The sequence below is a fragment of the Stutzerimonas azotifigens genome, from assembly GCF_013522725.1.
Classification (GTDB): Bacteria; Pseudomonadota; Gammaproteobacteria; order Pseudomonadales; family Pseudomonadaceae; genus Stutzerimonas; species Stutzerimonas azotifigens_A.
On record NZ_JAAMRF010000002.1, the window covers coordinates 326707 to 352019 of the forward strand.

A 25313-nucleotide genomic window follows, 5' to 3' on the forward strand; every position below is an offset into this window, starting at 1 on the left:
AGGAAAAGCCCCGGCGGACCGGGGCTTTTTTGCATCAGAAGCGGTAGCTCAACGCAGCGCCAAAACCGTGGGCGCTGTTCTCATAGGTGGCGTTGTAAACACCACGCGTTGGACTTTGCCGGCGAACCTTGGTGTCTTCTTCCCAGAGATATGAGTACGCCAGATCGACGGTCACGTCGTCGGTGGGGTTCCAGGCCAAGCCGAAGCTGACAGCAGTACGGTCACCGCTTGGAATGCGCGGCGAGCGGTGAACGTTGTTGGTCGGGCTCTGATCGAACGCCAGGCCGGTCCGCAGCGTCCATTCGCGGTTCAGCTTGTAGGCTGCGCCGAGCGCATAGGACCAGGTGTCATGCCAGTCCTGTTCCTCAATGATGGTGTGCAGGCTGCTCGGCAGTGCTGCCGACATTCCCTCGTTCTCGATCACGATGGCTTCGAAGCGGCTCCAGCGTGTCCACATTGCGCCTGCATAAAGCGTCCAGTCGTCGTTCAGCTCGTGGGTAAGCGAGATGTCCACCGACTCGGGAGTGGTCACATCCAGCGAGGCGTCGTATTTGGTGCCGGAGAACGGGCCGAGGCTCGCACCGGTAATCCTAGTGTCGCCTTCGAGGGTGTACTCCACTTTCGAATGGTAGGTCACGCCCATCCGGGTATGAGGGGTGAACTCGTACAGCACGCCGAGGTTGAAGCCCAGGGCTGTATCGTCGCCCTTGACCTTTACCCTGCCATCGTTGGCACCAGGACTGGATTGGTTAAGCGTCGCGCTTTGCAGTTCGCCATCGATACGATTCAGTGTCGGACCGAAACCAACCGACAGTTTCTCATTGAAGCGATAGCTCACTGTCGGCTGTACGGTGATGACACGCACTTCGCTGTAGTCACCGAAATAGCGGCCTTCGAAGCCACCCTCATAGTCAGTGATCATGCCGAACGGCACGTAGACGCCTACACCCAGAGCCCACTTGTCGTCGATCGGCTTGACGTAATAACCCATCGGAACGGCGGTGAAGGGGACCATGTCGCCATCGTTGGAACCGTTGCCGGGAACACCGCTGGTGTTCTTGATATCGGTCTTCGCATGAATTGCCGCCATGCCGAAGCTGACTTCCTCACGCTTGAGGCGCGACATGCCGGCCGGGTTGCCGAACAGGGTGGTCGCGTCGTCGGCGGACGAGGAGCGCCCTGCGAACGAGGTGCCCATGCCGCTGATGCTTTGCTCGTTCAGCGCAAAACCCGCTGCAAGCGCTTGCCCGGACAACGTTCCGATGGCGAGCGCGAGGGTGGTTTTGAACCATGTTGTTTTTTTCATGTGGTACTACTCCTGTGGAAATGCGGGCTGGACCCCTTGTGTTCGGGGTCCTTGCGCTTGAACCGACCCACCGCCGAAAACGGCGAACAAAAGCCAGAACGTGCGCATTTTAGAGTCTGTTGAGCAGAAACTGCTCGGGCGGTTCGTGACCGGTCAGCCACGAATCCTTCACCAGGCTCGCGCTCGAGGGTTCGAGCGCGTTTCGCTCTTTCCGGGTCATGCAATCGGTCGCTGGGGCTCGGTGATCCACTCGCTCCAGGACCCCGCATAGAGCCGGGGCAGGCCAAGGCCGGCAAGGCTGATGGCGAACGCATTATGACAGGCAGTCACACCTGATCCGCAATACACGACTGTCTGTTCAGTGGGTTTGCCCCCCAGTACCTTCTCGAAGCGCTGGCGAAGTTGCTCCGGTGGCAGGAACCGACCTTGCGCGTCCAGGTTGTCGGTGAAAGGCATGCAGGACGCACCGGGGATATGGCCTGCCACCGGATCTATCGGCTCGACCTCACCTAGAAAACGCGGCAAGGCGCGGGCATCGAGCAGGGCTAGCGTTGGGTCTTCGAGCCGTTGCGCGAGGGTTTCGGCGTCGATCAGCAGGCTGGGATCGGGATGGCCGGCGAAATTCCCGGCGCTGGGCTCCGGCGCTTCCGAATTCACAGGCAGATTGGCCTCGCTCCAGGCCTTGAAGCCGCCGTCGAGCAGGTAGACACCGTCGCGCTTGCCGAGCCATAGGAGTAACCACCAGGCGCGGGCGGCAAAGGCGCCGGGGCCGTCGTCATAAAGGACGATCTGGCTGTCCTGGTCGACGCCCCAGCGGCGCAGCGTGGCTTGCAACGCTCGTGGATCCGGCAACGGATGGCGACCCGTGACTCCCGGCCTCACCGGACCGGAAAGGTCCTGCTCGAGGTCGGCGAAAATGGCGCCCGGAATATGCGCCTGGGCATGGCTACGGCGTCCGTAGTCGGAATCGTCCAGGGCGAAGCGGCAATCGAGGATGACCAGTCCCGGTTCGTCCATACGTTCTGCGAGCCGGTCAGGCGTCATCAGTTGGGCAAGTGGCATGGCTATTCATCTCCGGCGGGCGGGCCCGCCATGATAAGCCTGCCCACGCCGCCGACAAGACCGGCTCAGTCCAGCCGAAGCTTGCCGATGCGATCGTTTTCCAGGTTCTTTGGGCGTGTGCGGGGCGCAAGCCTAGGCCGGAAGCGGTTGGTAGGCATCAATGCCCGTTGATCGTCCCGCTCGATATATACTTCACGGCTCGTTCGGCCGCGCGCCGATCTTCAGTCGAAGAGGAGGCCGTGTGGCCAATGAAGTTCGATGGGTACGCGAGGATGCGCACCTGGCCCGTCTGTCCGCCGAATGGCGCGCGTTGCCCTATGTGGCGGTCGATACCGAATTCATGCGGGTCGACACCTTCTATCCCATCGCCGGCCTGGTGCAGGTGGGCGACGGACAATGTGCCTATCTGATCGACCCGCTGACCATCAGCGACTGGTCGCCGTTCGCACAACTGCTCGAGGATACTTCGGTGGTCAAGGTGCTGCATGCCTGCAGCGAAGACCTCGAGGTGCTGCTGCGCCTGACCGGCAGCCTGCCGACGCCCTTGTTCGATACCCAGCTGGCCGCCGGCTACCTCAACATCGGCTTTTCGATGGGCTATTCACGCTTGGTCCAGAGTGTTCTCGGCCTTGAGCTGCCCAAGGGCGAGACCCGGTCGGACTGGCTGCAGCGCCCCTTGAGCGAGATGCAGGTGCGCTATGCCGCCGAGGATGCCCAGCATCTGGCCGAGCTCTACGAGGCGTTGCTGGCGAAGCTGCCGGACGACAAGCGCGCCTGGGTATTGGAGGACGGCGCCGAGCTGGTCGCCAACTTGCAGCGCGAGGTCGATCCCGACGAGCTTTACCGGGACGCGAAGCTTGGCTGGCGCCTGAATCGCCAGCAGCTCGCCGTGTTGCGCGTCCTGACCGCCTGGCGCGAGCGTCAGGCGCGCGAGCGCAACCAGCCACGCAATCGCATCCTGCGCGAACACAGCCTCTGGCCGCTGGCGCGTTATCAACCCGCTGACCTCACGGCACTGGCGCGCATCGACGACATGCACCCGCGAACCATCCGTCAGGATGGCGAGACCCTGCTGGCACTGATTCGCGAGGCCGCGGCCACGCCGCCGTCGCAGTGGCCTGAAGCGCTTCCCGAGCCCTTGCCGCTGGAGGCCTCTGCGGCATTGAAGAAACTGCGCGCAGTAGGGCAGCGCGAGGCCGAGCGGCTTGGCATCGCACCGGAGCTGATGCTGCGCAAGAAGGTTCTCGAAAGCCTGCTCAAGAGCGGCTTTCCCGATGGTCCCTATCGTCTGCCCGACTCGCTGAAAGGCTGGCGACGCGAGAAGATGGGCCAAGCCCTGCTCAATGCACTGGAAACCTCTGCATGAAACGTATCTGTTCGATCTACAAAAGCCCGCTCAAGAGCGGCATGTACCTTTACGTGGACAAGCGCGACGCGCTGGCGCGTGTGCCCGAAGCCTTGCTGGCAGCGTTCGGCGCGCCACAATTGGCTTTCGAAATGGTACTGACGCCCGAGCGCAAGCTGGCCCGCGAAGACATTGCCAAGGTACTGGTCAACCTGGAGAGCCACGGCTTTCATCTGCAGATGCCGCCTCCTGAAGACGAATACATCGAGCACCTGCCCGAAGAGTTGCTGCGCCTGAATGACGCGCTCTGACGCCGCTTGGCGGCGCTCGCTTGGAGCGCCGCCAGACAGCGACTAGACTGCGCGCCCTTTTTCCGATCTTCTGTTCCCCGCCATGGCCGCCAAAGTCGAACCCTTCTGGAAGCGCAAGACCCTGTCCGAACTGGACCGGGACGAGTGGGAGTCGCTCTGCGACGGCTGTGGCCTGTGCTGCCTGCAAAAGCTCGAAGACGAAGATGACGGCAGCGTTTACTACACGCGCATCGCCTGCAAACTGCTGGACTTGAAAACCTGCCGTTGCAGTGACTACCCGAACCGTCGCGCCAGCGTCCCCGATTGCATCCAGTTGACAGCGGACGATGCGGCCCAATACCAATGGCTGCCCCCGACCTGCGGTTACCGGCTCGTCGCCGAGGGCAAGGATCTGCCGCTCTGGCACCACCTGGTCTGCGGCGACCCTGATGCCGTACATGCCGAGCGGATTTCCCAGGCCGGACGCATGCTCGCCGAAGGCAGCGTTGCCGAAGAAGACTGGGAAGATCATCTGATTTTTCGGGCCGGTTGAATCAAGCGCATCGGCCATCGTCCAAGCATGCATCCATTTTCTCCATGGAGCCCTTGATGGCTGTTCGCCCGCTTTCCCTTGGTATTCTCCTGGTACTGGCGTTGGTCAGTACGCTGAGTGACGCCGCCCGGCGTGTCGATCTCGATTATCACGTACGGCTGCTGCCCGATCAGGATCAGGCCGAGGTGCAGATCATCCTGGCCGATGGCGCCGCCGTGCGGGGCTTCGACTTCAACCTGGGCCAGCGCGAGATCTACAGCGACTTCGAGGCCGATGGCGAATGGATTCAGGAGACACCCGGTCGCGGCACCTGGCTCCCGGCTCCTGGCAAGGCGCGGCTGGCCTATCGGGTGAAGATCAGCCGCGAGCGCAAGGACGGGCGTTACGACGCCCGGATGACCGACAAGTGGGCGCTGTTCCGGGGCGACAACCTGGTTCCAGCGGCGAACCTGGACAACGTCGACGGCATCGACCTGGTGTCCCGCCTGACCTTCGAGTTGCCCGAGGGTTGGAAAAGCGTCGAAACCGGTTGGCCGCGGGTCGGCAAGAATCGCTTTCGCATCGACAATCCTTCGCGCCTGTTCGACCGTCCCACGGGCTGGATGCTGGCCGGGCAGCTGGGTACCCGCCGGGTCAAACTGGGCGAGACCCAGGTGACCATTGCCGCGCCGGTAGGCGAGGGGGTGCGGCGGATGGACATGCTGACTCTGCTCACCTTCGTCTGGCCGCAGGTGCAGAACGTGTTCCTGCGTGACCCGCCCAAGCTGTTGGTGGTCAGCGCCGGAGATCCGATGTGGCGCGGCGGTCTGTCGGCGGCCAACTCCCTGTACATGCATGCCGACCGGCCGCTGGTCAGCGAGAACGGCACGAGCTCGCTGGTGCATGAAGTGGTTCACGTGTTCAGCCGCATCCGCGATACCGATCGCAGCGACTGGATCAGCGAAGGTCTGGCCGAGTACTACGCCATCGAACTGGTACGCCGTGCCGGCGGCATGACCGAGCCCCGCTATCTGCAATTGCGAGAACGGCTGGTCAAGTGGAGCCGTTCGGTGGACAGCCTGCGTACCGAGGACTCGACCGGCAAAATCACGGCCCGCGCCGTCATTCTGCTGCAGGACCTGGACCGCGAGATTCGCAATCGCACCAAGGGCAATCATTCCCTGGACGACATCAGTCGTGGGCTGATGCGTCTGGATCGGGTCAGTACCCAGGACTTCATCGAAATCACCGAGACCCTGCTTGGCGGTGCGTCGAAAACCCTCGATACCAAGCTGCTGCGCTGAGCGCGTCCCGACACCGGCTGCCGGTCAATGAATCTGGAGCGCTCGCAGGCTTTGGGCCGGCCCTGCTAGGCTAGCGTTCTCAGCCATCAGGAGCCCGCCAATGCCCGTCATCGACCTGCGCAGCGATACCGTTACCCAGCCCACTGCCGCCATGCGCGAGGCGATGATGGGCGCCCCGCTGGGCGATGACGTTTATGGGGAAGACCCGACCGTCACGCGTCTGGAACAGACCCTGGCAGCCCGTCTGGGCCTGGCGGCCGGGCTGTTCGTTCCCAGCGGGACGATGAGCAATCTGCTGGGCCTGATGGCCCATTGCGAGCGCGGTGACGAGTACATCGTCGGTCAGCTTTCGCACACCTATAAATACGAGGGTGGCGGCGCGGCGGTGCTCGGCTCGATCCAGCCGCAGCCGATCGAGATGGAGGCCGACGGGTCTTTGGATCTGGAGCGCGTCGCCTCGGTGATCAAACCCGATGACTTCCACTTCGCCCGGACCCGGCTGCTGGCGCTGGAAAACACCATGCACGGCAAGGTGTTGCCGCTGGACTATCTGGCCGCCGCGCATGATTTCACCCGGGCGCGTGGGCTAGCGCTGCATCTCGATGGCGCGCGGCTGTTCAACGCGGTGATCAAGCTCGGCTGCGATCCGAAAGACATCTGCCGGTACTTCGACTCGGTGTCGGTCTGCCTGTCCAAGGGGCTCGGCGCGCCTGTCGGTTCCGTGCTCTGCGGCAGCGAAGCGCTGATCGCCAAGGCCAGGCGCTGGCGCAAGATGGTCGGCGGCGGTATGCGCCAGGCCGGGGTTCTGGCGGCGGCAGGCCTGTACGCCTTGGATCATCACGTGCAGCGACTGGGGGACGACCATGCTCGCGCGGCGCGTATCGGCGAGGCGCTGGTCGATCTCGGCTACGAGGTGGAGCTGGTGCAGACCAACATGGTCTACGTGCGCATGGATGACCGGGCCGATGCCTTCAAGGCGTTCTGCGCCGAGCGGGGCATCCTGATCAGCGCGGCGTCGCGCCTGCGTCTGGTGACCCATCTCGATGTGCTCGACGAGCATGTCGATGCGGTAGTCGAGGCCTTTGCCGCTTTCGCCAGACGCTGACCGAACCGCGCCGGCAAATAGCTGGGCTCAATATCACATATCCCCTATACCAGGCGCGCAACGCCGATATAATGCGGGCTTTTGCCGGCTGTCCCTTTGGATAGTTGCGAAACGGTCCGGGGCTGCCTGGCCTTTGCCGTGTCGTTTTGCAGCCGCCCGGCCGCAGTCTTCTGGAAGAACCTATGAAAAGCGCAGAAATCCGTGAAGCCTTCCTCCGCTTCTTCGAAGAGAAGGGACATACCCGCGTCGCCTCCAGCTCGCTGATTCCGGCGAACGACCCGACGCTGCTGTTCACCAACGCAGGGATGAACCAGTTCAAGGACTGCTTCCTCGGGCTCGAGAAGCGCGCCTACACCCGCGCTGTCAGCAGCCAGAAGTGTGTACGCGCCGGTGGCAAGCACAACGACCTGGAAAACGTCGGCTATACCGCCCGCCATCACACCTTCTTCGAAATGCTGGGCAACTTCAGCTTCGGCGATTACTTCAAGCGCGACGCCATTCATTACGCCTGGGAATTTCTGACCTCGGAAAAGTGGCTTGGCTTGCCGAAGGAAAAGCTCTGGGTCACGGTCTATGCCAGCGACGATGAGGCCTACGACCTGTGGACCAAGGAAGTCGGCGTCCCTGCCGAGCGCATGGTGCGCATCGGCGACAACAAGGGCGCGCCCTATGCCTCGGACAATTTCTGGGCGATGGGCGATACCGGCCCGTGTGGCCCCTGCACCGAGATCTTCTTCGACCACGGCCCGGAAATCTGGGGCGGCCCACCCGGCAGTCCGGAAGAGGACGGCGACCGTTACATCGAGATCTGGAACAACGTCTTCATGCAGTTCAACCGCACCGCTGATGGTGTGATGCATCCGCTGCCGGCGCCGAGCGTCGACACCGGCATGGGCCTGGAGCGCATCAGCGCCGTGCTGCAGCACGTTCACGCCAACTATGAAATCGACCTGTTCCAGAGCCTGCTGGCCGCTTCGGCCGAAGCCATCGGCTGCGCCAACGACGGCGCGCCTTCGCTCAAGGTCGTGGCCGACCACATTCGCTCTTGCAGCTTTCTGATTGCCGACGGCGTGCTGCCTTCCAACGAAGGTCGCGGCTATGTGCTGCGGCGCATCATTCGCCGTGCCTGCCGTCACGGCAACAAGCTCGGCGCCAAGGGCAGCTTCTTCCACAAGATCGTGGCGGCGCTGGTCGCCGAGATGGGCGATGCCTTCCCCGAGCTCAGGCAGCAGCAGGCGCACATCGAGCGTGTGCTCAAGACCGAGGAAGAACAGTTCGCCAAGACTCTGGAGCAGGGGCTCAAGATTCTCGAGCAGGACCTGGCTGAACTCAGCGGTACGGTGATCCCCGGTGCGGTGATCTTCAAGCTGTACGACACCTACGGCTTTCCGATGGACCTCACCGGCGACATCGCCCGCGAGCGAGAACTGACGCTGGACGAGGAGGGCTTCGAGCGAGAGATGGAGGCCCAGCGCGAGCGTGCTCGCGCCGCCAGCGCCTTCGGCATGGACTACAACAGCCTGGTGAAGGTGGAAGGCGAGACCCGGTTCCTCGGCTACGAAGGCACCCGCGGCACCGGCAAGGTGCTGGCGCTGTTCAAGGAAGGCATGGCGGTGCCAGCACTCAGCGCGGGCGATGAGGGCGTCGTGGTACTCGACCAGACTCCGTTCTATGCCGAATCAGGCGGTCAGATCGGCGATTGTGGCTTCTTCAGCACCGAAGAAGGCCTGCGCTTCGACGTGCGCGACACCAGCAAGGCGGGCGGCGCCTTCCTGCATCACGGTGTGCTCGACAGTGGTCGTCTGGAAGTCGGCGGCACGGTCGAGGCGATCGTCGATCATTCGGTCCGCCAGGCCACCGCGTTGAACCATTCGGCGACCCACCTGCTGCATGCCGCGCTGCGCGAGATCCTGGGCGACCACGTGGCTCAGAAGGGCTCGCTGGTCGACAGCCAGCGCCTGCGCTTCGACTTCAGCCACTTCGAGGCGATCACTCCCTCGCAGATTCGTGCGCTTGAGGACAGGGTCAACGAAGAGATCCGCCGCAACACCGCGGTGGAAATCGATGAGACCGACATCGACACCGCCAAGGCCAAGGGCGCGATGGCGCTATTCGGCGAGAAGTATGGCGACCAGGTGCGTGTGCTGACCATGGGCGGCGGTTTCTCCGTCGAGCTCTGCGGCGGAACCCACGTTTCGCGCACCGGCGACATCGGCCTGTTCAAGATCACCAGCGAAGGCGGCGTTGCCGCCGGCGTACGGCGTATCGAAGCGGTTACCGGCGCTGCGGCCCTGGCGTATCTCAATAGTGCGGAGGAGCAGCTCAAGGAAGCCGCTCAGCTGGTCAAGGGCAGCCGCGACACGCTGCTCGACAAGCTGTCCGGCGTGCTCGAGCGCAACCGGCAGCTGGAGAAGGAGCTTGAGCAGCTCAAGGCCAAGGCCGCCAGCGCGGCGGGCGACGATCTGGCCGGATCGGCGGTCGAGATCAAGGGCATCAAGGTGCTTGCGGCACGACTCGACGGCCAGGACGGCAAGGCGCTGCTGGCGCTGGTCGATCAGTTGAAGAACAAGCTTGGGCGGGCGTTGATCCTGCTCGGCTCCGAACTCGACGGCAAGGTCGTGCTGGTCGCCGGCGTGACGGCCGATCTCGCCGGCCAACTGAAAGCCGGCGAGCTGATGAAGCAGGCTGCTGCGGCGGTCGGCGGAAAAGGCGGTGGTCGTCCGGACATGGCGCAAGGTGGTGGTACCGAGCCTGCCAAGCTGGACGCGGCGCTGGCGCTGGCGACGGCCTACGTCGAGCAAAGTCTTTAACTGGCCGCCGCTGGCCAGTCCTGACGGCCAGCGAATCGGCCCGCCACGGCAGCTCAGGCGCCGTGGCTTTGGGATGAATGACTAACGGGGCCCGCGACGGGCTTGGGCGATTTTGAAATGGCTTTGATCGTACAGAAGTTTGGTGGCACCTCGGTCGGCTCGGTCGAGCGTATCGAGCAGGTAGCCGAGAAGGTCAAGAAATTCCGCGAGAAAGGCGATGACATCGTCGTCGTGGTCTCGGCGATGAGTGGTGAGACCAACCGCCTGATCGATCTGGCCAAGCAGATCAGCGAGCAGCCGGTAGCGCGCGAGCTGGATATGATGGTTTCCACTGGCGAGCAGGTGACCATCGCGTTGTTGGCGATGGCCCTGATCAAGCGCGGCGTGCCTGCCGTGTCCTACACCGGCAACCAGGTGCGCATCCTGACCGACAGCGCATTTACCAAGGCGCGCATCCTGCAGATCGACTCGCAGAAGATCCAGGGTGACCTGAAGGCCGGTCGCGTGGTGGTGGTGGCTGGTTTCCAGGGCGTCGACGAGCAGGGCAATATCACCACCCTGGGCCGCGGCGGTTCCGATACCACGGGCGTTGCCCTGGCGGCTGCCCTGAAGGCCGACGAGTGCCAGATCTACACCGATGTCGACGGCGTCTACACGACCGACCCACGGGTGGTGGCCAAGGCTCAGCGCCTGGACAAGATCACCTTCGAAGAAATGCTGGAAATGGCCAGTCTCGGCTCCAAGGTCCTGCAGATCCGTGCCGTTGAGTTCGCCGGCAAGTACAGCGTCCCGCTACGTGTATTGCACAGCTTCCAGGAGGGTCCGGGTACCCTCATTACACTTGATGAAGAGGAATCCATGGAACAGCCAATCATTTCCGGCATCGCCTTCAATCGCGACGAGGCCAAGCTGACCATCCGTGGTGTGCCGGATACGCCCGGCGTTGCTTTCAAGATTCTGGGTCCTGTCAGCGCGGCCAATGTCGAAGTCGACATGATCGTGCAGAACGTGGCGCACGATAACACCACCGATTTCACCTTCACGGTTCACCGCAACGACTACAACAACGCGCTGAGCGTGCTGCAGGGCATCGCCAACGAAATGGGCGCGCGCGAAGTGATCGGCGATACCAACATCGCCAAGGTGTCCATCGTAGGAGTAGGCATGCGCTCTCACGCCGGCGTGGCAAGCCGCATGTTCGAAGCGCTGGCCAAGGAAAACATCAATATCCAGATGATTTCCACTTCAGAGATCAAGGTCTCCGTGGTGATCGAAGAGAAGTATCTGGAACTGGCAGTACGTGCGCTGCATACGGCGTTCGAGCTGGATGCTCCCGCCGGCAAGGGGGATTAACCAGGCCGCCAGAGGCGGTCTGGCTCGCGCCTTCTGTCGAAATGAGCAGTACGGAAGGAACTTTAGGCTCCACCAAGCTGGTCAATAGCTGGTGAATGGCCTTAGGGCTTGGGTTTTCACGAACCGTGTCCGATTTTATTTGCAGACTGTTTTCTGTACTGAATCCGTTAAGGAGAAAGGAATGCTGATTCTGACTCGCCGGGTCGGAGAGACCCTGATGGTGGGTGACGACGTCACTGTCACTGTACTAGGGGTGAAGGGTAACCAGGTGCGTATTGGTGTCAACGCGCCCAAGGAGGTGGCAGTGCATCGCGAGGAGATTTACCAACGGATCCAGAAGGAGAAGGACCAGGAACCAAGCCACTAATTTTTAAATAAATTTTGTCTTTGCAAGCGGGGTAAAGATGAGTATCATGCGCCCCGTGTTGCGGAGAGGTGGCCGAGTGGCCGAAGGCGCTCCCCTGCTAAGGGAGTACATCTCAAAAGGGTGTCGGGGGTTCGAATCCCCCCCTCTCCGCCATTGCATTAAAGGGTTGACCGCTGTTTTCTTCTCCCTATAATGCGCACGCTCGACGCACTCATAGCTCAGCTGGATAGAGTACCCGGCTACGAACCGGGCGGTCGGAGGTTCGAATCCTCCTGAGTGCGCCATATCTCGAATGGCTTGCAGTGATGCAAGCCATTTGTTTTAACCAGGGGTGAACTGGTCTAACAAGCGCCAACGCACTCATAGCTCAGCTGGATAGAGTACCCGGCTACGAACCGGGCGGTCGGAGGTTCGAATCCTCCTGAGTGCGCCATTCGAAAGGGCCTGCAGCGATGCAGGCCCTTTTTCTTTGCCTAGCGTTTTGTTCGTACGCAGCCGTTTTCGTCAAAGCTCACCGAGCGAGTCTTTCCCTTGCCGTCGTTGTAGCTGTAACGCGTCAGGCCGTTGCTAGTCTAGGTCTTCGTTGGCTTCCCTAGTGCGCTTTCGATATCGGCCAAGGTCATGCCTGCTTTGGCCTGCTTGCGCAGAACGGCAATACGTCGCTCCTGGCTCGTTAATTGATTGCCACAGCCATCGTCGGTCTCGCCCACTACCAATAGAGCATCGGTTCCCTTCCTGGTTGGGCGGGTAGTTGAGGAGGGCTTGGCCATGGGTACGGGTTTACCGCTGCCTGGCGTGGCGTTGAATGCCCGCTGGGTGTCGCTCTGCTGGTCTTGTGCGCAGCCGTGGCGGGTAAAGGTGACTCGACCCTCATGGTCCACGCAGCGATAGACGTTAGCGGCCGTTGCGGTCGGGCTGGCCAATATAAGGGTCAGAATCAGAGCTGGATAATGCACTGTTGTCATCTCGCGTCCTCCTTGACGTCTCGTTTAGCCTAGCAAAAAACTTAAAGGGTGCCGTGCCCCATGTCGCTCCGGCGGCGTCGATATGTGGTTGGCATCGCGCTGCGCGCAGGAGGGATGCGTGACGATCTTGCCCTGTCGCTGCACATTCCTCATGCAAGCTCCTGTATTTAGCCGTTTTTTAGGCCCCTGCAGGTGGCTGCGATGTTATTATTGCGCCCGTCTGCCCGTCGGGCTTGTGGAATACCACCATGGACTTACCCAGTAGTCGCTCAACCTTTTTGTTTGCCTTATCTGATCTCGACTGATTGATCCCTGGCGTACTCCTCGGCCGGGGTGGAGTGCGTCATGAACGAAGTAGAAGCCAAAAAGCCACAGGAAAGCCTTCAGGACCGCCTGGCGCAGGTGGTCGAACTGCTGCATCGCCAGAAGCTCGTCGAAGACCTGGCCCATCGCCAGGAAGGACACAACCAAGACCTGGTCGAGGGCTTGGTGCACCGTCAGAACCTCGTCGAACTGCAGCGCAAGCTCGACGAGTTGCACCCGGCAGATGTCGCCCACATCCTTGAGGCTCTACCGCCTGAAGATCGTCTGACGATCTGGCACCTGGTGCGCTCCGAGCGCGACGGCGACATCCTTCTCGAAGTTTCCGATGCGGTCCGCGAGACCCTGATCGCCGACATGGATGATCAGGAGTTGCTCGCTGCGGCCAAGGAAATGGACGCCGACGAGCTCGCCGACTTGGCGCCCGAGCTTCCGCGCGACGTGGTCCACGAGCTGATGGAAACGCTCGATGCGCAGCAGCGCGAGCGGGTTCGTTCGGCGTTGTCCTACGAAGAGGACCAGATCGGTGCGTTGATGGACTTCGAGATGGTCACCATCCGCGAAGACGTCAGCCTCGAAGTGGTATTGCGTTACTTGCGGCGCCTCAAGGAGCTTCCGGGTCACACCGACAAGCTGTTCGTGGTCGACTATGACGGCGTGCTCAAGGGCGTTCTGCCCATCAAGCGGCTGCTGGTCAACGATCCGGAGAAGCAGGTGGCCGAGGTCATGGCCAACGATCCGGTGGCCTTTCATCCCGATGAAGACGCCTACGATGCCGCCCAGGCATTCGAGCGCTACGACCTCGTGTCCTCTCCGGTAGTAGACAAGAACGGCAAGCTGATAGGCCGTCTGACCATCGACGAGATGGTCGACCTCATCCGCGAAGAAAGCGAGAGCGAAGTCCTGAGCATGGCGGGTCTTCGTGAGGAAGAGGATATCTTCGCCTCGGTCTGGAAGTCGGTCCGCAACCGCTGGGCATGGCTGGCGATCAACTTGGTCACGGCCTTCCTTGCCTCGCGGGTGATCGGCCTGTTCGAAGGGTCGATCGAGAAGCTGGTCGCCTTGGCCGCGCTGATGCCGATCGTCGCGGGCATTGGCGGAAACTCCGGCAATCAGACCATCACCATGATCGTCCGGGCGATGGCGCTGGGGCAGGTCAGCATCGGTAATACCGCCCGCTTGCTGCGCAAGGAACTGGGCGTTTCGCTGGTCAACGGCCTAGTCTGGGGCGGGGTGATCGGCGCCGTGGCCCAGGCGCTTTATGGCTCATGGTCACTGGGAGTGGTGATGACCGCGGCAATGACCTTGAACTTGCTGCTGGCGGCGCTGATGGGGGTGCTGATTCCCATGACCCTGGCGCGTCTCGGTCGCGATCCTGCGATGGGCGCCAGCGTGATGATCACCGCCATGACCGATAGCGGCGGTTTTTTCATCTTCCTCGGGCTTGCCACGCTATTTTTGCTATGAATGGGGCGGGCGGATCCGGCAATCGGGTTTGCCTCGCTCAGGCCTTCGGGCTAATGTTCGTCAGCTTCGCTCATGGCTCAGCCTCTCTGAGTCCTTCGCTCGAATAAAAGAAGCGGCCTCGAGTCGCACTTGGAAGGAACTCCCATGACCTCCAGTCAACTGTTGCTCGAGGGCGTCGAGCTCATGCTGTTCGGCATGGGATTCGTCTTCGTCTTTCTGCTCGTGCTGATCGCCTCGATTCGCGTCATGTCTTACGTCATTGCTCACTTCGCCACTGCGCCGGCCGCCCAGCCTGTCGCTGCGGGGCCGGGGTCTGCTGCCGACATCGACGCCGATACGCTCGCCGCTATCCGGGGCGCCATTCAACAACACCGAGCCCGCCGCGGCTGATTCAGGAAGGGAGTTTCCCGCATGATCTCTGCTAAACGACCGCTCGGTATCACCGATGTGGTGTTGCGCGACGCCCATCAGTCCATTCTTGCGACCCGGGTTCGCCTCGAGGATATGCTGCCGATCGCGCCCAAACTCGATCAGGTCGGCTTCTGGTCGGTAGAATCCTGGGGCGGTGCGACCTTCGACGCCTGCATTCGCTATCTGGGCGAAGATCCGTGGGAGCGTATCCGGGAACTGAAGAAGGCGATGCCCAATACGAGGCAGCAGATGTTGCTGCGGGGCCAGAACCTTTTGGGTTATCGCCACTATGCCGACGACGTGGTGGAGCGTTTCGTCGAGCGCGCGGCGGTCAACGGTGTCGATGTGTTTCGCGTTTTCGACGCGATGAATGATCCGCGCAACCTGAAGACGGCGCTCGAGGCGGTACGTGCCCAGGGCAAGCATGCCCAGGGGACTATTTCCTACACCACCAGCCCGGTGCATACCCTGCAGATGTGGATAGACCTGGCCAAGCAGATCGAGGACATGGGCGCGGACTCGATCGCGATCAAGGACATGGCGGGAATCCTGACGCCGTATACCGCTTTCGACCTTGTCTCGCAGCTGAAGGCAAGCCTGTCTATCCCGATCCACATGCAATGCCATGCCACCGCAGGGCTGTCTACCGCAGCGATCCTGAAGGCCGCCGAGGCTGGGATCGACAACATCGACAGCGCCATCTCGTCGCTGTCGATGACCTACGGTCATTCACCGACCGAATCGGTGGTGGCGATCTTTCAAGGGACCGACCGAGATACCGGCCTTGATCTGGCTCTGCTCGAAGAGATCGCCGCGTACTTCAGAGAGGTGCGCAAGAAGTACGCGAAATTCGAGGGCAACCTCAGGGGCGTCGATTCAAGGATTCTGGTCGCACAAGTGCCTGGCGGCATGCTGACGAACATGGAAAGCCAGCTCAAGGAGCAAGGTGCCCTCGACAAGTTCGACCAGGTGCTGGCCGAAATTCCTCGCGTTCGAGAAGACTTGGGTTTCATCCCACTGGTCACGCCAACTTCTCAGATTGTGGGCACCCAGTCGGTGATCAACATCCTCACCGGTGAGCGGTACAAGTCGATCACCAAGGAAACCGCCGGCATCCTCAAGGGCGAATACGGCAGTGCCCCGGCGCCTTTCAATGCCGAGCTGCAGGCGCGCGTGCTCGATGGCGCGCAGGCTATCGTTTGCCGTCCGGCCGATCTGCTCGAGCCGGAAATGGACAGGCTTACGGCAGAGCTTAGGGGGCTGGCCAAGGAGAAGGGCTTCTCCCTGGCCGAAGACGAGGTCGACGATGTCCTGACGTATGCACTCTTTCCACAGATCGGCCTGAAGTTCCTGGAAAATCGCGGTGATCCGACGGTCTTCGAGCCCGCGCCGACCGGCAAGGAGCCTTTAGCGCGCGAACCTGGCAAGCCGGAGGTGTATACCGTCGAGGTCAGCGGCAAGTCGTTCGTGGTTCAGGTCAGCGAAGGCGGCGAGATAGAAGGCATCAAGTCGCTGTCGGCTCCGCCCAGCGGGAATGAATCATTGGCAGCTGCGCCGCTTCCGGTTGGTGGCGAGCCTCAGTCGGCGCCTTTGGCAGGCAATATCTTCAAGGTGCTGGTGCAGCCAGGCCAAGCGGTGAACGAAGGCGATGTCATCATCATCCTCGAAGCGATGAAGATGGAAACCGAAATTCGCGCGACCCGGGGCGGTACGATCGGCAGCGTGAACGTCAAGGTGGGCGATTCGGTGGCGGTTGGCGATAGCCTGCTGACCATCGGTTAAGGGGCAACTTCATGGAAAAGCTGCTCAAGCTTTGGCACAGCACCGGCCTTTATCATCTGGAGCCCGGTCAGGCGCTGATGATCGCCGTGTGCCTGGCGCTCATCTATCTCGCCATTCGTAAAGGGTTCGAGCCTCTGTTGCTGATCCCGATCGGCTTCGGTGGCCTTTTGGCCAACATACCTCTGGCGAACATGGGGGAGGGCGGTGGAATCCTTCATCTGTTCTATGAGGTGGGACTACCCACCAGCGTATTTCCGCTACTGATCTTCATGGGTGTAGGGGCGATGACCGATTTCGGTCCCATGCTCGCCAATCCCAAGACGCTGTTACTCGGGGCGGCCGCTCAGTTCGGTATTTTCGCGACGCTGCTCGGTGCGTTGGCGCTGACCGCTGCCGGAATACCGGGAATGGAGTTCACGCTTCGTGAAGCGGCGTCGGTTGCGATCATTGGCGGGGCGGATGGCCCGACCTCGATCTTCGTGACCTCAAAGCTGGCGCCCGACCTGCTCGGGCCGATTGCCGTGGCGGCCTATTCCTATATGGCACTGGTACCGCTCATTCAGCCGCCTATCATGCGTGCGCTGACCACCAAGGCCGAGCGGGCGATCGTCATGCAGCAGCTTCGACCAGTCAGTCAGGCGGAAAAGATCGTGTTTCCTCTGGTGTTGTGCCTGCTCGTGGGCTTGCTGCTGCCGGATGCCGCGCCTCTGGTCGGCATGTTCGCGTTCGGCAATTTGTTGCGCGAATGCGGTGTCGTCGAGCGCCTGGCCGATACGTCGCGCAATGCGCTGATCAACATCGTCACCATAGGACTTGGCTTGACGGTCGGCTCTAAGTTATCTGCCGAGGCCTTTCTGCAATTGAAGACGCTAGGGATTCTGCTGCTCGGGATGGTGGCCTTCTGTGGCGGTACGGCGGCTGGGGTATTGATGGCAAAGGTGATGAATCTGTTCAGCACCAATAAGATCAATCCTTTGATCGGTTCGGCTGGCGTGTCGGCCGTGCCCATGGCGGCGCGCGTGTCGAACAAGGTAGGGCTGGAGGCCAATCCTCACAACTTCCTGCTGATGCATGCCATGGGGCCCAATGTGGCGGGCGTGCTTGGCTCTGCGGTGGCGGCGGGGGTGCTATTGAGCTTTGTGAGCTAAAGGGATAGCGGTGGCGCCTGATGGCGCTGCGCAAAAAAGCCGGCTACGAAGCCGGCTTTTTTATCTAACCGATGCTCAGCTTTCTGCAGAAGCCATCTCTGCGTCGTGCGCGATCAGGGCAACCAATGCGTTTTGCTGTCGGCGGGTAAGCTGACGGAAACGCTGCAGTAGCTCTCGCTCATGCAGCGACAACTCCGGGCTATCCAGGCGCAAGCTCAGCTCGTCGTCCAGTACGCCTTCCTGGAAAAGTGTCTGCTCCAGGCGAGCAATAATTTCAGAGTTCATGCTGCGATGATGGTTGCGCGCGACTTCCGCAATACGTTCGCGCATGCCGTCAGGTAGCCGGACCACAAACTTGTCAGCCGTACGGCTGGAATAAACTGCCTGTTTCATAGGGCGCATACTTAACCGGTTAGTCAGAAGGGGCGATGCTGGCTTAGTGCTGCATTTGTCACGTGTCTGACAATCATTTGCACTCGCCGTTCCGTGCGGCCACGCAAATAACGCACAGCGCAAAACAATCCGCTGGCGTCAATTGTGCGTCAAATACTGCGAGAGTAAAGGCTTTTTGCTATTACCCGCATTTGCCTGTGAACCGATTGGCATTCAAGGGCGCGAAAGAACTATGCGATAACGCCTCCTGACTCGTCCTGGCTGAATCTCAGCGCAGGACTGGGTCGAACTTGATACGACGTCCTAGAACCATCGAGACGAAGGAAAGGATTCCGAACAGCCCGAGCCCGAATTTGACGAAGCCAGACCACGCTGCCTGCTCGGGGCCGACAAGCGTTAGAGCGGCGCAGGCGATCGTGAGAACGAGAAAGCTGAAACCGAGTCGTGACATTTGAAGTCTCCTTTTCGAATGCTTGGTGCTGATAGCAGTGGGATGCGGTTAGAAGACCCAGCGCTGGGTTTGGGCCGGCCGGGATATCTCGGCTTCACTTGTTGTCAGTATCTGGGCGCGGGACTTCTGAACGGCCCGCTCTACTATCTGGTGAGAGGTTCCCTGCACACCCTTGGGGAGCTGGTCTGGCGTTGGCGCATGGAAGACGGCTGCGGCCGTTAGAAAAACTGCTCCGAAAATATACGGTGAACTCAGCATGGGCGTCTCCGTCGCTCAAAGTTGCAATACAGGGAGTATTGCAGGCTGCATGCCAGATCTACTTCTTTAGAAATTCCTTATTTATCAATATGTTATGTGTAATGCACGCGCTGAGAGTATTGCGGTTTGCATGACCGCCTGATTGGGGTCATGCATTTTGCAATAAGGGACAAGACCGATGTCTTCGGGAAGGCGAGGGGGAGGGCTGACAAAAAAAGGCGGGGCCGTTAACATGCCCGCCGCGTCATGTCCCAGTAGCTCAATTGGATAGAGCATCCCCCTCCTAAGGGGAAGGTTGGAGGTTCGACCCCTCTCTGGGACACCAGTTCGAAAAAGCCCGCATCAGCGGGCTTTTCGTTGTAGGGCTAGAAGTCGTCCTGTCGAGCTTCACGTTGCAGCTGATTGACCAGTCGCTCAACCTGCCGTTGAAGCAGCCCGCTCATGCGATGGAAGCGTACGCCGCACAGGGTGATGGACTGCTTTTCGTCGAAGTACACGTGACGCACTTCGATCGCCGTTTCCATTCTCCCGATCGGCAACTGTGCAGACAGGCTCTCGTAGACCTCGCCGGTCTGTAGGTAGCTGTAATCGCCTTTTATGCAAAGGCGGCAACCCGTAGCTGAAATATCCAGGATTCGGCACTGGAGGCTACCTTTCAGGCTTTTTCCTGACAAAACGCCGCTCACCGGTTGCCCTTTCAGGATCGCTCGATAGGCGTTGCGTCGCTGGTGATAGATCGCTTTCTGAGGGATAGGACTCCAGAAGCAGCGTGCCCCCGTCAATTCGCCGACCCGTGTGGGTTGATCGTTTTCCCAGGCTATTCGGGCCCCCTCGTAATAGCCTTCGATCTCGAACGCTTCGCCATTGGTCATGAAGCGCTCGCCATCGTTGGGGATCAGCTCATCCAGAGCGATCCAGCCGCTCTCTCGGTTGAGCTCGACAAGGAACGTTTGAAAGCACTGACTACGCTCCTTGAAGCGCATGATCAAAGGAATGCGGTTATCTTTGAGCACCTTGAGATTGGCGCAGATCTCCACTGGGGCCTTTAGCACGCGCGGCGGCTGTGGGCCTTTTTCATCGGCAAAGGGGTTGGACACGTTTCTGGCTCTCCGACGCTAACGCGACGCGCAAGCATAATGTCATATCGCCAGCATGTCCTGACGTTTATGCCTGACTTAGGGGACGCTGATAAGCGCTCTTCGAAGCGCTGCCACGGCTATCGTAAAGGCCGGGCGCCTCGTTACCCCGGAGGATTCCAAGCATTCCTTTGACCGCTGTCTGGTTGGCTCGAATCAGCCTGCCGTTGCGCAAGTTGGCGCGTTGGCACTCATCGAGGATCTGGCTGAGCTCGTCGGACTTCGCCAGGATTTCGTCGCGCAGTCCTGATGCCGACACCAGGCTTTCAAGCCCTGCACGGCTGCTGGGCAGATTCTGGGACGAAAGCAACTTGTTCCGTTGTGCGCCGTGTTGCCCTAGCAAGGCGAGCAGAGGTTGCTTGCCAGCCAGTATTCCTTCTAGCGCCACGAGATCGCGCTCGCCGAGGAATCGAAATTCTTCATCGGTGAGTTCGCACAGCTGGCGAGCCATTGCGATGTCGCCGGTGAGTTGTTCAAGCAGCGCGGTATCCTGCATATCGACCTCTATATCAGGCGCGCAGCTCTATGGCGCGCCGTTAACGCTGGGATTCGAACGTGAGCAGCTTCGAGGCTACGCGTTGGCTGTCCACTTGGTAACTTCCATCAGCGATTGCTTGCTTGAGCTTGGCAACACGCTCCTGGTCTACCGATGGCAGATCACGCAATTTGTCGTTTACCTGCTGCATTTTCTGAGCCTCATCGCTCAGCTGGACGCTTTCTCCAGCTTTGGCGGTCGGCTTGGCCGCCTCGGTGCTGGTTGCCTGGGTTGGCCCAGGGCGTTCGCTGGACTGAACGCCGCTGCTGCGCCCGGCACTCGCCGGAGTAGCTGTGTTGTTCGGCCGGTTGAAGTCGATGACCATGTGCAAAACCTCAAAGGAATCAGGACGCTTGCCATGTTTACGGCGCTACCAGGCAAAACTTTAGCTTTTTTTGACGGCTATCGTTTTGTTCAGTGTAGGGCGCGTTGATTGGAGGGCTCCAATCGTGGGCGCAACTAGCAGATCGATGAATCTGAAGCCGGCTCGATGGCCGTTACACGATCGCATACGGTGCGCTTTTTTTCTTTGGATTTCAATCCGACTCAACCGCCTCGTACGTTACATCGCGACCTCCACCTGGCCGGGGCCGAGTACCCTTGCCCGGACTACTCGCCCGGAGCTCTGATTCTTCACTCTGATCTGCTGGCCCGGCGCACCATCAGCCAGGGCTTCGCCCGGCATGCGCACATTGATCGAGGAGGCCTTGGCGCTGATCACTACCTGATCGCCCTTGCGAACCACCTCGGCCAGTTCGAGGTGTTGAGGCGTCAGCACCTGGTCGGGCAGTACGTTGCGGGTGACCTTGGTGCCTACCACCTGGTCGAGTGAGCTGAGATACCCCTGCGACAACAACCCAACGTCCCGCTCGATCAGGGCGACGTCCGCTGGCGTGACTTCGCCTTGGCGGGTGAGGGGACGGGTGACTACGACGACGTCGCGATAAAGCTTTACCCGTGCTGGCACAAAAACGGTCCAGGGCGTGGCGCCTGGGCAACTGACCCTCACCGTGACCCGTCCCACGGGTTGAGCTGGGCTTTCCAGGCGGGTTGCCAAGGGCTCTGGGCATAGCGCCAGTCGCAAGCGTGGGTCGAGTCTGTTCACTTCGACCTCATGACGCGCAACGATCGCGCTGCGCTGCAAATAGTCTGTCACCGCGTCCTCAAGAAACAGCCGGGTCGCGTCGATAAGATGCTCAGGTAGTGTATTGGCGGCAACCGGGTATGCATGAGTGGCCGAGCAGAGGGCTGCGATGAGCAGTCCTTTGTGCGGCAGTTTGTTGCTCAGGCGTCGGAAAAAAGTCGTTCGATCGTTCATGGCTCCACCCAAGCAAGGCGCGTGCCGCCTGCTAGGCTGATGGTTGCCCTCGTCATTTCAACAAGAGGAATACTGGCATGGCCGGTGTATTGGATTCGGTTAACCAGCGTACTCAACTGGTCGGGCAGAACCGGCTCGAGCTGTTGCTGTTCCGTCTCGAGGGCAAACAGCTCTACGGAATCAACGTGTTCAAGGTAAAGGAAGTGCTGCAGTGCCCGCGCCTGACGGTGATGCCGAAATCCAGTCGGGTGGTGCGCGGCGTTGCCAATATCCGTGGCGGCACCTTGCCGATTCTCGATCTGTCGATCGCCATCGGCAAATACCCACTCGATGACCTGCCTAACAGTTTCGTGATCATCACTGAGTACAACACCAAGGTCCTGGGATTCTTGGTTCGCTCCGTCGAGCGCATCGTCAACATGAACTGGGAGGAGATTCTGCCACCGCCCAAGGGCACGGGACGCGATCATTACCTGACCGCCGTCACTCATGTGGATGGTCAGTTGGTCGAGATCATCGATGTAGAGAAAGTGCTCGCCGAGGTTACCCCTGTGTCGGAAGAAATATCCGAAGGTGTGCTCGACGCCGAAACCCGGGTCAAGGCCGTATCCACCCGCGTGCTGATCGTCGATGACTCTTCGGTGGCCCGCAAGCAGGTCTCGCGCTGCCTGCAAAACATCGGGGTGGAGGTGACGGCGCTCAACGATGGCCGCGAGGCGTTGACTTACCTCAAAAAACTCGCCGACGAAGGCAAGTCGCCGGCGCAGGAATTTCTCATGATCATTTCCGATATTGAAATGCCGGAGATGGACGGCTACACCCTAACTGCGGAGATCCGACAGGACCCGCGCATGCATAAGATGCATGTCCTCCTGCATACTTCGCTTTCCGGCGTGTTCAACCAGGCGATGGTCAAAAAGGTGGGGGCTGATGATTTCCTTGCCAAATTCCAACCGGACGATCTGGCTGCGCGTGTTGTCGAACTCATCAGGCAGGCGGACGCAAACTGAGGCAAAGCCTCTTTCAACATCTTTGGCGGGGCCAATCAGTGTCGGGTAATTTGGATTTCGAGCAGTTCCGTATATTTCTAGAAAAGACCTGTGGGATTCTGCTGGGTGCCAACAAGCAATACCTGGTATCCAGCCGACTGAACAAGCTGATGGAACAGCAGAAAATCAATACTTTGGGCGAATTGGTCAGTCGTATCCAGACGCAGCCGCGCAGCGGCTTGCGCGAACAGGTCGTCGATGCGATGACCACCAATGAAACGCTATGGTTTCGTGATACCTACCCCTTCGAAGTGCTCAAGGGTCGTGTTCTGCCGGAAATGATCAAGGCTTATCCGGCACAGCGGCTGCGTATCTGGTCGGCGGCCTGTTCGTCGGGGCAAGAGCCTTATTCTCTCGCCATGACGCTGGACGAATTCGAGCGCAGCAGCCCCGGCCAGCTCAAGAGCGGCGCGCAGATCGTGGCGACGGACTTGTCCGGTTCGATGCTTACCGCCTGCAAGGCGGCCGAATACGACAGCCTGGCCATTGGCCGGGGACTCTCCCCGGATCGCCTGCAGCGCTACTTCGATTCCAAGGGTACCGGGCGCTGGGCCGTGAAGGCGCCGATCAAGAACCGTGTGGAGTTCCGGCCGCTCAACCTGCTGGACAGCTATGCGGCGCTCGGAAAGTTCGACATCGTGTTCTGCCGCAACGTGCTGATCTACTTTTCGGCCGATGTGAAGAAGGACATCCTCAAGCGGATCCATGCCACCCTCAAGCCGGGTGGTTATCTGTTTCTCGGCGCTTCCGAGGCGCTCAATGGGCTTCCCGACCTCTATCAGATGGTTCAATGCAGCCCAGGCATTATCTACAAGGCCAAATGACACCGCGTGCCGGTCGCGGTCCGCTGCGTGGCAGCGGCAAAAAACCGGCGCCGCCGCTTGCCGCTTGCGGCGCGAAAGCGGAAAAGCGTTGCCGTTTCTGGCGCTGCCTCTAAGCGATTACATATAATTATCTTATAAATCATTGAGTTACATGATTGGCACGGCCTTTGCTGAGGTGGGTTACGCAGACCCGCAACAGGACGGTCCAGATCATGAGCATCAGTTTCGATAGCGCACTCGGTATCCATGAGAAGGCACTTGGCTTCCGCGCACAGCGTGCCGAGGTGCTGGCTAATAACATCGCCAATGCCGACACGCCAAATTACAAGGCGCGTGATCTGGATTTCGCCTCGGTGCTCGCCGAGCAGAACAATCGCAACGGCAGCGGCTCCTTCAGCGCGACTCGTACCAGCGCCAAACATATTGCGGCCGAGGCGATGGACATTGCCGATCCGTCCCTGCGCTTTCGCACCCCGCTGCATGCCTCGCTCGACCAGAACACCGTCGATCCGCAGATCGAGCAATCCAACTATGCCCAGAATGCCATCGACTTTCAGGCCAGCTTCACGCTGCTCAACGGCAAGTTCCGCGGCCTGATGAGCGCCCTGCGCGGCGAATAAGGAGAACCCCATGTCCCTCAGCAATGTATTCAACATCGCCGGCTCCGGCATGAGCGCGCAAAGCACGCGCCTGAACACTATCTCCAGCAACATCGCCAACGCCGAAACGGTGTCGTCCAGCGTGGACCAGACCTATCGGGCGCGCCATCCGGTTTTCGCCACCATGTTCCAGCAGGCCAGCGGCACCGCCAATGGCTCGCTTTTCGCGGAGCAGGACAGCGCTGGTGCTGGTGTCCAGGTGCTCGGCGTGGTCGAGGACAAGAGCGAGCTGATGCCACGGTACGAGCCTAATCACCCGGCTGCGAACGAAGAAGGCTATGTCTACTACCCCAACGTCAACGTGGTGGAGGAGATGGCCGACATGATTTCCGCCAGCCGCTCGTTCCAGACCAATGCCGAGCTGATGAACACGGCCAAGACCATGCTGCAAAAAGTACTGACCCTCGGTCAGTAATCGGACGAAACGATCATGAGCACTACAGGCAACGTTAGCGGTACCGGCTCGGTCCTGGACCAGTATCAGTTCGGCGAAGAGCGCACCGTCAAAAAAGACCTCGGCAAGAATGAGTTTCTGGAGCTGCTGGTCGCCCAGCTCAACAACCAGAACCCGCTCGACCCACAGGACAACGGCGACTTCATCGCTCAGCTGGCACAGTTCAGTACCGTCGAAGGGGTCGAGAAGCTCAATTCGAGCATGGAGACGATTCTTTCCGGCTACCAGTCTTCGCAGGCGTTGCAGGCCTCGTCTCTGGTTGGGCGCAAGGTCATCGTGCCAAGCGACAAGGCAGTGGTCGATACCAGCGAAACCTTCAAGGCCAGCCTGGTCTTGCCGCTGTCCAGCAGCAACGTGTACGTCAACATCTATGACAGCGCGGGTTCGGTTGTCAGTCGCGTCGACATGGGTCAGCAGGAAGCCGGGAACATCTCCTTCATGTGGGACGGCAAGGACAGCAGCGGCAATGTCGCGCCGCCCGGAACCTACCGATTCGAGGCTCAGGCGACCTATGCCGATGGCACCAAGGGTCTCTACACCCTGCTGCCTGCCAACGTGGACAGCGTCACCCTCGGGCAGAACGGTGGTGAGTTGACGCTCAACCTCGCCGGCATCGGCAGCGTTCCGCTTTCCCAGGTTCAGATTATCGGTCAGTAACCCGCCGGCAC

26 protein-coding genes and 4 tRNA genes are annotated in these 25313 nt (G+C 60.5%); 21 read left to right on the forward strand and 9 right to left on the reverse strand.

The features are described from left to right. Positions 1-34 precede the first annotated feature (34 nt). Together G7026_RS04480 and G7026_RS04485 are read right to left on the reverse strand one after the other, a co-directional pair. Positions 35-1306, reverse strand: coding sequence for an OmpP1/FadL family transporter (locus tag G7026_RS04480; RefSeq protein ID WP_181069560.1), 1272 nt, complete (start codon positions 1304-1306; stop codon positions 35-37). Between the two features lie 216 nt (positions 1307-1522). Then, positions 1523-2368 carry a sulfurtransferase gene (locus tag G7026_RS04485; protein WP_181069561.1) on the reverse strand — a complete coding sequence of 282 codons (846 nt, stop codon included), beginning with the start codon at positions 2366-2368 and terminating at the stop codon, positions 1523-1525. Positions 2369-2609: 241 nt separating this feature from the next. On the opposite strand from G7026_RS04485, the gene rnd reads away from it, so the two are divergent. The 11 genes from rnd to G7026_RS04540 all read left to right on the forward strand — a co-directional run bounded on the left by rnd (position 2610) and on the right by G7026_RS04540 (position 11907). Further along, positions 2610-3734, forward strand: coding sequence for a ribonuclease D (gene rnd, locus G7026_RS04490; RefSeq protein WP_181069562.1), 1125 nt, complete (start codon positions 2610-2612; stop codon positions 3732-3734). After that, a complete protein-coding gene (locus G7026_RS04495) occupies positions 3731-4024 on the forward strand; it encodes a YcgL domain-containing protein (protein ID WP_181069563.1) in 294 nt (97 codons plus the stop codon). The genes rnd and G7026_RS04495 overlap by 4 nt, the downstream gene beginning before the upstream one ends. A gap of 82 nt (positions 4025-4106) precedes the next feature. After that, positions 4107-4556, forward strand: a complete 450-nt coding sequence (locus tag G7026_RS04500; protein ID WP_181069564.1) for a YcgN family cysteine cluster protein — start codon at positions 4107-4109, stop codon at positions 4554-4556. 56 nt (positions 4557-4612) lie between these two features. After that, positions 4613-5839: a hypothetical protein gene (locus tag G7026_RS04505; protein ID WP_181069565.1), complete on the forward strand. Its 1227-nt coding sequence runs from the start codon at positions 4613-4615 to the stop codon at positions 5837-5839. A gap of 100 nt (positions 5840-5939) precedes the next feature. Continuing rightward, positions 5940-6944: a low-specificity L-threonine aldolase gene (gene ltaE / locus G7026_RS04510; protein ID WP_181069566.1), complete on the forward strand. Its 1005-nt coding sequence runs from the start codon at positions 5940-5942 to the stop codon at positions 6942-6944. A gap of 182 nt (positions 6945-7126) precedes the next feature. Further along, the gene (gene alaS, locus G7026_RS04515; RefSeq protein WP_181069567.1) at positions 7127-9754 is read left to right on the forward strand and encodes an alanine--tRNA ligase; all 2628 of its coding nucleotides are present in this window, start codon (positions 7127-7129) and stop codon (positions 9752-9754) included. A gap of 117 nt (positions 9755-9871) precedes the next feature. Beyond that, complete coding sequence (locus G7026_RS04520) at positions 9872-11107, forward strand: aspartate kinase (protein ID WP_181069568.1); 1236 nt, start codon at positions 9872-9874, stop codon at positions 11105-11107. Between the two features lie 181 nt (positions 11108-11288). Continuing rightward, entirely contained in the window at positions 11289-11474 is a 186-nt protein-coding gene (gene csrA / locus G7026_RS04525) for a carbon storage regulator CsrA (RefSeq protein WP_003283978.1), read from the forward strand. Positions 11475-11536: 62 nt separating this feature from the next. Further along, positions 11537-11627, forward strand: a tRNA-Ser gene (locus tag G7026_RS04530). A 54-nt stretch (positions 11628-11681) separates the two neighbouring features. Further along, positions 11682-11758, forward strand: a tRNA-Arg gene (locus G7026_RS04535). 72 nt (positions 11759-11830) lie between these two features. After that, positions 11831-11907: transfer RNA gene (locus G7026_RS04540), tRNA-Arg, on the forward strand. Between the two features lie 139 nt (positions 11908-12046). Here the strand turns inward: G7026_RS04540 and G7026_RS04545 are convergent. Continuing rightward, complete coding sequence (locus tag G7026_RS04545) at positions 12047-12439, reverse strand: DUF4124 domain-containing protein (RefSeq protein WP_181069569.1); 393 nt, start codon at positions 12437-12439, stop codon at positions 12047-12049. A 345-nt stretch (positions 12440-12784) separates the two neighbouring features. Here G7026_RS04545 and mgtE point away from each other — a divergent pair, with 345 nt between their 5' ends. The 4 genes from mgtE to G7026_RS04565 all read left to right on the forward strand — a co-directional run bounded on the left by mgtE (position 12785) and on the right by G7026_RS04565 (position 17568). Continuing rightward, positions 12785-14227 (forward strand): magnesium transporter, encoded by a 1443-nt coding sequence (gene mgtE, locus G7026_RS04550; RefSeq protein WP_181069570.1) that lies wholly within the window; start codon positions 12785-12787, stop codon positions 14225-14227. Between the two features lie 144 nt (positions 14228-14371). Next, on the forward strand, positions 14372-14617 hold the full coding sequence (locus G7026_RS04555) for an OadG family protein (RefSeq protein WP_181069571.1): 246 nt from the start codon (positions 14372-14374) through the stop codon (positions 14615-14617). Positions 14618-14638: 21 nt separating this feature from the next. Continuing rightward, positions 14639-16420: a sodium-extruding oxaloacetate decarboxylase subunit alpha gene (gene oadA / locus G7026_RS04560; protein WP_181069572.1), complete on the forward strand. Its 1782-nt coding sequence runs from the start codon at positions 14639-14641 to the stop codon at positions 16418-16420. Positions 16421-16431: 11 nt separating this feature from the next. Beyond that, complete coding sequence (locus tag G7026_RS04565) at positions 16432-17568, forward strand: sodium ion-translocating decarboxylase subunit beta (RefSeq protein WP_181069573.1); 1137 nt, start codon at positions 16432-16434, stop codon at positions 17566-17568. A 75-nt stretch (positions 17569-17643) separates the two neighbouring features. On the opposite strand, the gene G7026_RS04570 is transcribed toward G7026_RS04565, so the two are convergent. Together G7026_RS04570 and G7026_RS04575 are read right to left on the reverse strand one after the other, a co-directional pair. Beyond that, the gene (locus tag G7026_RS04570) at positions 17644-17970 is read right to left on the reverse strand and encodes an Arc family DNA-binding protein (protein WP_181069574.1); all 327 of its coding nucleotides are present in this window, start codon (positions 17968-17970) and stop codon (positions 17644-17646) included. Positions 17971-18229: 259 nt separating this feature from the next. Further along, complete coding sequence (locus G7026_RS04575) at positions 18230-18412, reverse strand: PA3371 family protein (protein ID WP_181069575.1); 183 nt, start codon at positions 18410-18412, stop codon at positions 18230-18232. Positions 18413-18918: 506 nt separating this feature from the next. Here G7026_RS04575 and G7026_RS04580 point away from each other — a divergent pair. After that, positions 18919-18995, forward strand: a tRNA-Arg gene (locus G7026_RS04580). A 40-nt stretch (positions 18996-19035) separates the two neighbouring features. Here G7026_RS04580 and G7026_RS04585 read toward each other — a convergent pair. The 4 genes from G7026_RS04585 to flgA all read right to left on the reverse strand — a co-directional run bounded on the left by G7026_RS04585 (position 19036) and on the right by flgA (position 21659). Beyond that, positions 19036-19767 carry a flagellar brake protein gene (locus G7026_RS04585; protein WP_181069576.1) on the reverse strand — a complete coding sequence of 244 codons (732 nt, stop codon included), beginning with the start codon at positions 19765-19767 and terminating at the stop codon, positions 19036-19038. Positions 19768-19834: 67 nt separating this feature from the next. Next, complete coding sequence (locus G7026_RS04590; RefSeq protein WP_181069577.1) at positions 19835-20302, reverse strand: flagella synthesis protein FlgN; 468 nt, start codon at positions 20300-20302, stop codon at positions 19835-19837. A gap of 40 nt (positions 20303-20342) precedes the next feature. Beyond that, positions 20343-20666: a flagellar biosynthesis anti-sigma factor FlgM gene (gene flgM / locus G7026_RS04595; RefSeq protein ID WP_181069578.1), complete on the reverse strand. Its 324-nt coding sequence runs from the start codon at positions 20664-20666 to the stop codon at positions 20343-20345. A 237-nt stretch (positions 20667-20903) separates the two neighbouring features. Beyond that, positions 20904-21659 carry a flagellar basal body P-ring formation chaperone FlgA gene (gene flgA / locus G7026_RS04600; protein ID WP_181069579.1) on the reverse strand — a complete coding sequence of 252 codons (756 nt, stop codon included), beginning with the start codon at positions 21657-21659 and terminating at the stop codon, positions 20904-20906. Positions 21660-21736: 77 nt separating this feature from the next. On the opposite strand from flgA, the gene G7026_RS04605 reads away from it, so the two are divergent. The 5 genes from G7026_RS04605 (at position 21737) to flgD (ending at position 25302) form a co-directional block, all read left to right on the forward strand. Further along, a complete protein-coding gene (locus tag G7026_RS04605) occupies positions 21737-22669 on the forward strand; it encodes a chemotaxis protein CheV (protein ID WP_181069580.1) in 933 nt (310 codons plus the stop codon). Positions 22670-22707: 38 nt separating this feature from the next. Further along, positions 22708-23532, forward strand: coding sequence for a protein-glutamate O-methyltransferase CheR (gene cheR, locus G7026_RS04610; protein ID WP_308811757.1), 825 nt, complete (start codon positions 22708-22710; stop codon positions 23530-23532). A gap of 212 nt (positions 23533-23744) precedes the next feature. Beyond that, complete coding sequence (gene flgB / locus G7026_RS04615; protein WP_181069581.1) at positions 23745-24152, forward strand: flagellar basal body rod protein FlgB; 408 nt, start codon at positions 23745-23747, stop codon at positions 24150-24152. A 10-nt stretch (positions 24153-24162) separates the two neighbouring features. Then, on the forward strand, positions 24163-24606 hold the full coding sequence (gene flgC, locus G7026_RS04620; RefSeq protein WP_181069582.1) for a flagellar basal body rod protein FlgC: 444 nt from the start codon (positions 24163-24165) through the stop codon (positions 24604-24606). Between the two features lie 15 nt (positions 24607-24621). Further along, complete coding sequence (gene flgD / locus G7026_RS04625) at positions 24622-25302, forward strand: flagellar hook assembly protein FlgD (RefSeq protein ID WP_181069583.1); 681 nt, start codon at positions 24622-24624, stop codon at positions 25300-25302. Positions 25303-25313: the final 11 nt, after the last annotated feature.

Excerpts from the sequence above, each read along its gene's own strand:
- G7026_RS04480 (WP_181069560.1), bottom strand. The coding sequence starts at position 1,306 with ATGAAAAAAACAACATGGTTCAAAACCACCCTCGCGCTCGCCATCGGA.
- G7026_RS04485 (WP_181069561.1), bottom strand. The coding sequence starts at position 2,368 with ATGCCACTTGCCCAACTGATGACGCCTGACCGGCTCGCAGAACGTATG.
- G7026_RS04495 (WP_181069563.1), top strand. The coding sequence starts at position 3,731 with ATGAAACGTATCTGTTCGATCTACAAAAGCCCGCTCAAGAGCGGCATG.
- G7026_RS04500 (WP_181069564.1), top strand. The coding sequence starts at position 4,107 with ATGGCCGCCAAAGTCGAACCCTTCTGGAAGCGCAAGACCCTGTCCGAA.
- G7026_RS04505 (WP_181069565.1), top strand. The coding sequence starts at position 4,613 with ATGGCTGTTCGCCCGCTTTCCCTTGGTATTCTCCTGGTACTGGCGTTG.
- ltaE (WP_181069566.1), top strand. The coding sequence starts at position 5,940 with ATGCCCGTCATCGACCTGCGCAGCGATACCGTTACCCAGCCCACTGCC.
- alaS (WP_181069567.1), top strand. The coding sequence starts at position 7,127 with ATGAAAAGCGCAGAAATCCGTGAAGCCTTCCTCCGCTTCTTCGAAGAG.
- G7026_RS04520 (WP_181069568.1), top strand. The coding sequence starts at position 9,872 with ATGGCTTTGATCGTACAGAAGTTTGGTGGCACCTCGGTCGGCTCGGTC.
- csrA (WP_003283978.1), top strand. The coding sequence starts at position 11,289 with ATGCTGATTCTGACTCGCCGGGTCGGAGAGACCCTGATGGTGGGTGAC.
- G7026_RS04545 (WP_181069569.1), bottom strand. The coding sequence starts at position 12,439 with ATGACAACAGTGCATTATCCAGCTCTGATTCTGACCCTTATATTGGCC.
- mgtE (WP_181069570.1), top strand. The coding sequence starts at position 12,785 with ATGAACGAAGTAGAAGCCAAAAAGCCACAGGAAAGCCTTCAGGACCGC.
- G7026_RS04555 (WP_181069571.1), top strand. The coding sequence starts at position 14,372 with ATGACCTCCAGTCAACTGTTGCTCGAGGGCGTCGAGCTCATGCTGTTC.
- oadA (WP_181069572.1), top strand. The coding sequence starts at position 14,639 with ATGATCTCTGCTAAACGACCGCTCGGTATCACCGATGTGGTGTTGCGC.
- G7026_RS04565 (WP_181069573.1), top strand. The coding sequence starts at position 16,432 with ATGGAAAAGCTGCTCAAGCTTTGGCACAGCACCGGCCTTTATCATCTG.
- G7026_RS04570 (WP_181069574.1), bottom strand. The coding sequence starts at position 17,970 with ATGCGCCCTATGAAACAGGCAGTTTATTCCAGCCGTACGGCTGACAAG.
- G7026_RS04575 (WP_181069575.1), bottom strand. The coding sequence starts at position 18,412 with ATGTCACGACTCGGTTTCAGCTTTCTCGTTCTCACGATCGCCTGCGCC.
- G7026_RS04590 (WP_181069577.1), bottom strand. The coding sequence starts at position 20,302 with ATGCAGGATACCGCGCTGCTTGAACAACTCACCGGCGACATCGCAATG.
- flgM (WP_181069578.1), bottom strand. The coding sequence starts at position 20,666 with ATGGTCATCGACTTCAACCGGCCGAACAACACAGCTACTCCGGCGAGT.
- flgA (WP_181069579.1), bottom strand. The coding sequence starts at position 21,659 with ATGAACGATCGAACGACTTTTTTCCGACGCCTGAGCAACAAACTGCCG.
- G7026_RS04605 (WP_181069580.1), top strand. The coding sequence starts at position 21,737 with ATGGCCGGTGTATTGGATTCGGTTAACCAGCGTACTCAACTGGTCGGG.
- flgB (WP_181069581.1), top strand. The coding sequence starts at position 23,745 with ATGAGCATCAGTTTCGATAGCGCACTCGGTATCCATGAGAAGGCACTT.
- flgC (WP_181069582.1), top strand. The coding sequence starts at position 24,163 with ATGTCCCTCAGCAATGTATTCAACATCGCCGGCTCCGGCATGAGCGCG.
- flgD (WP_181069583.1), top strand. The coding sequence starts at position 24,622 with ATGAGCACTACAGGCAACGTTAGCGGTACCGGCTCGGTCCTGGACCAG.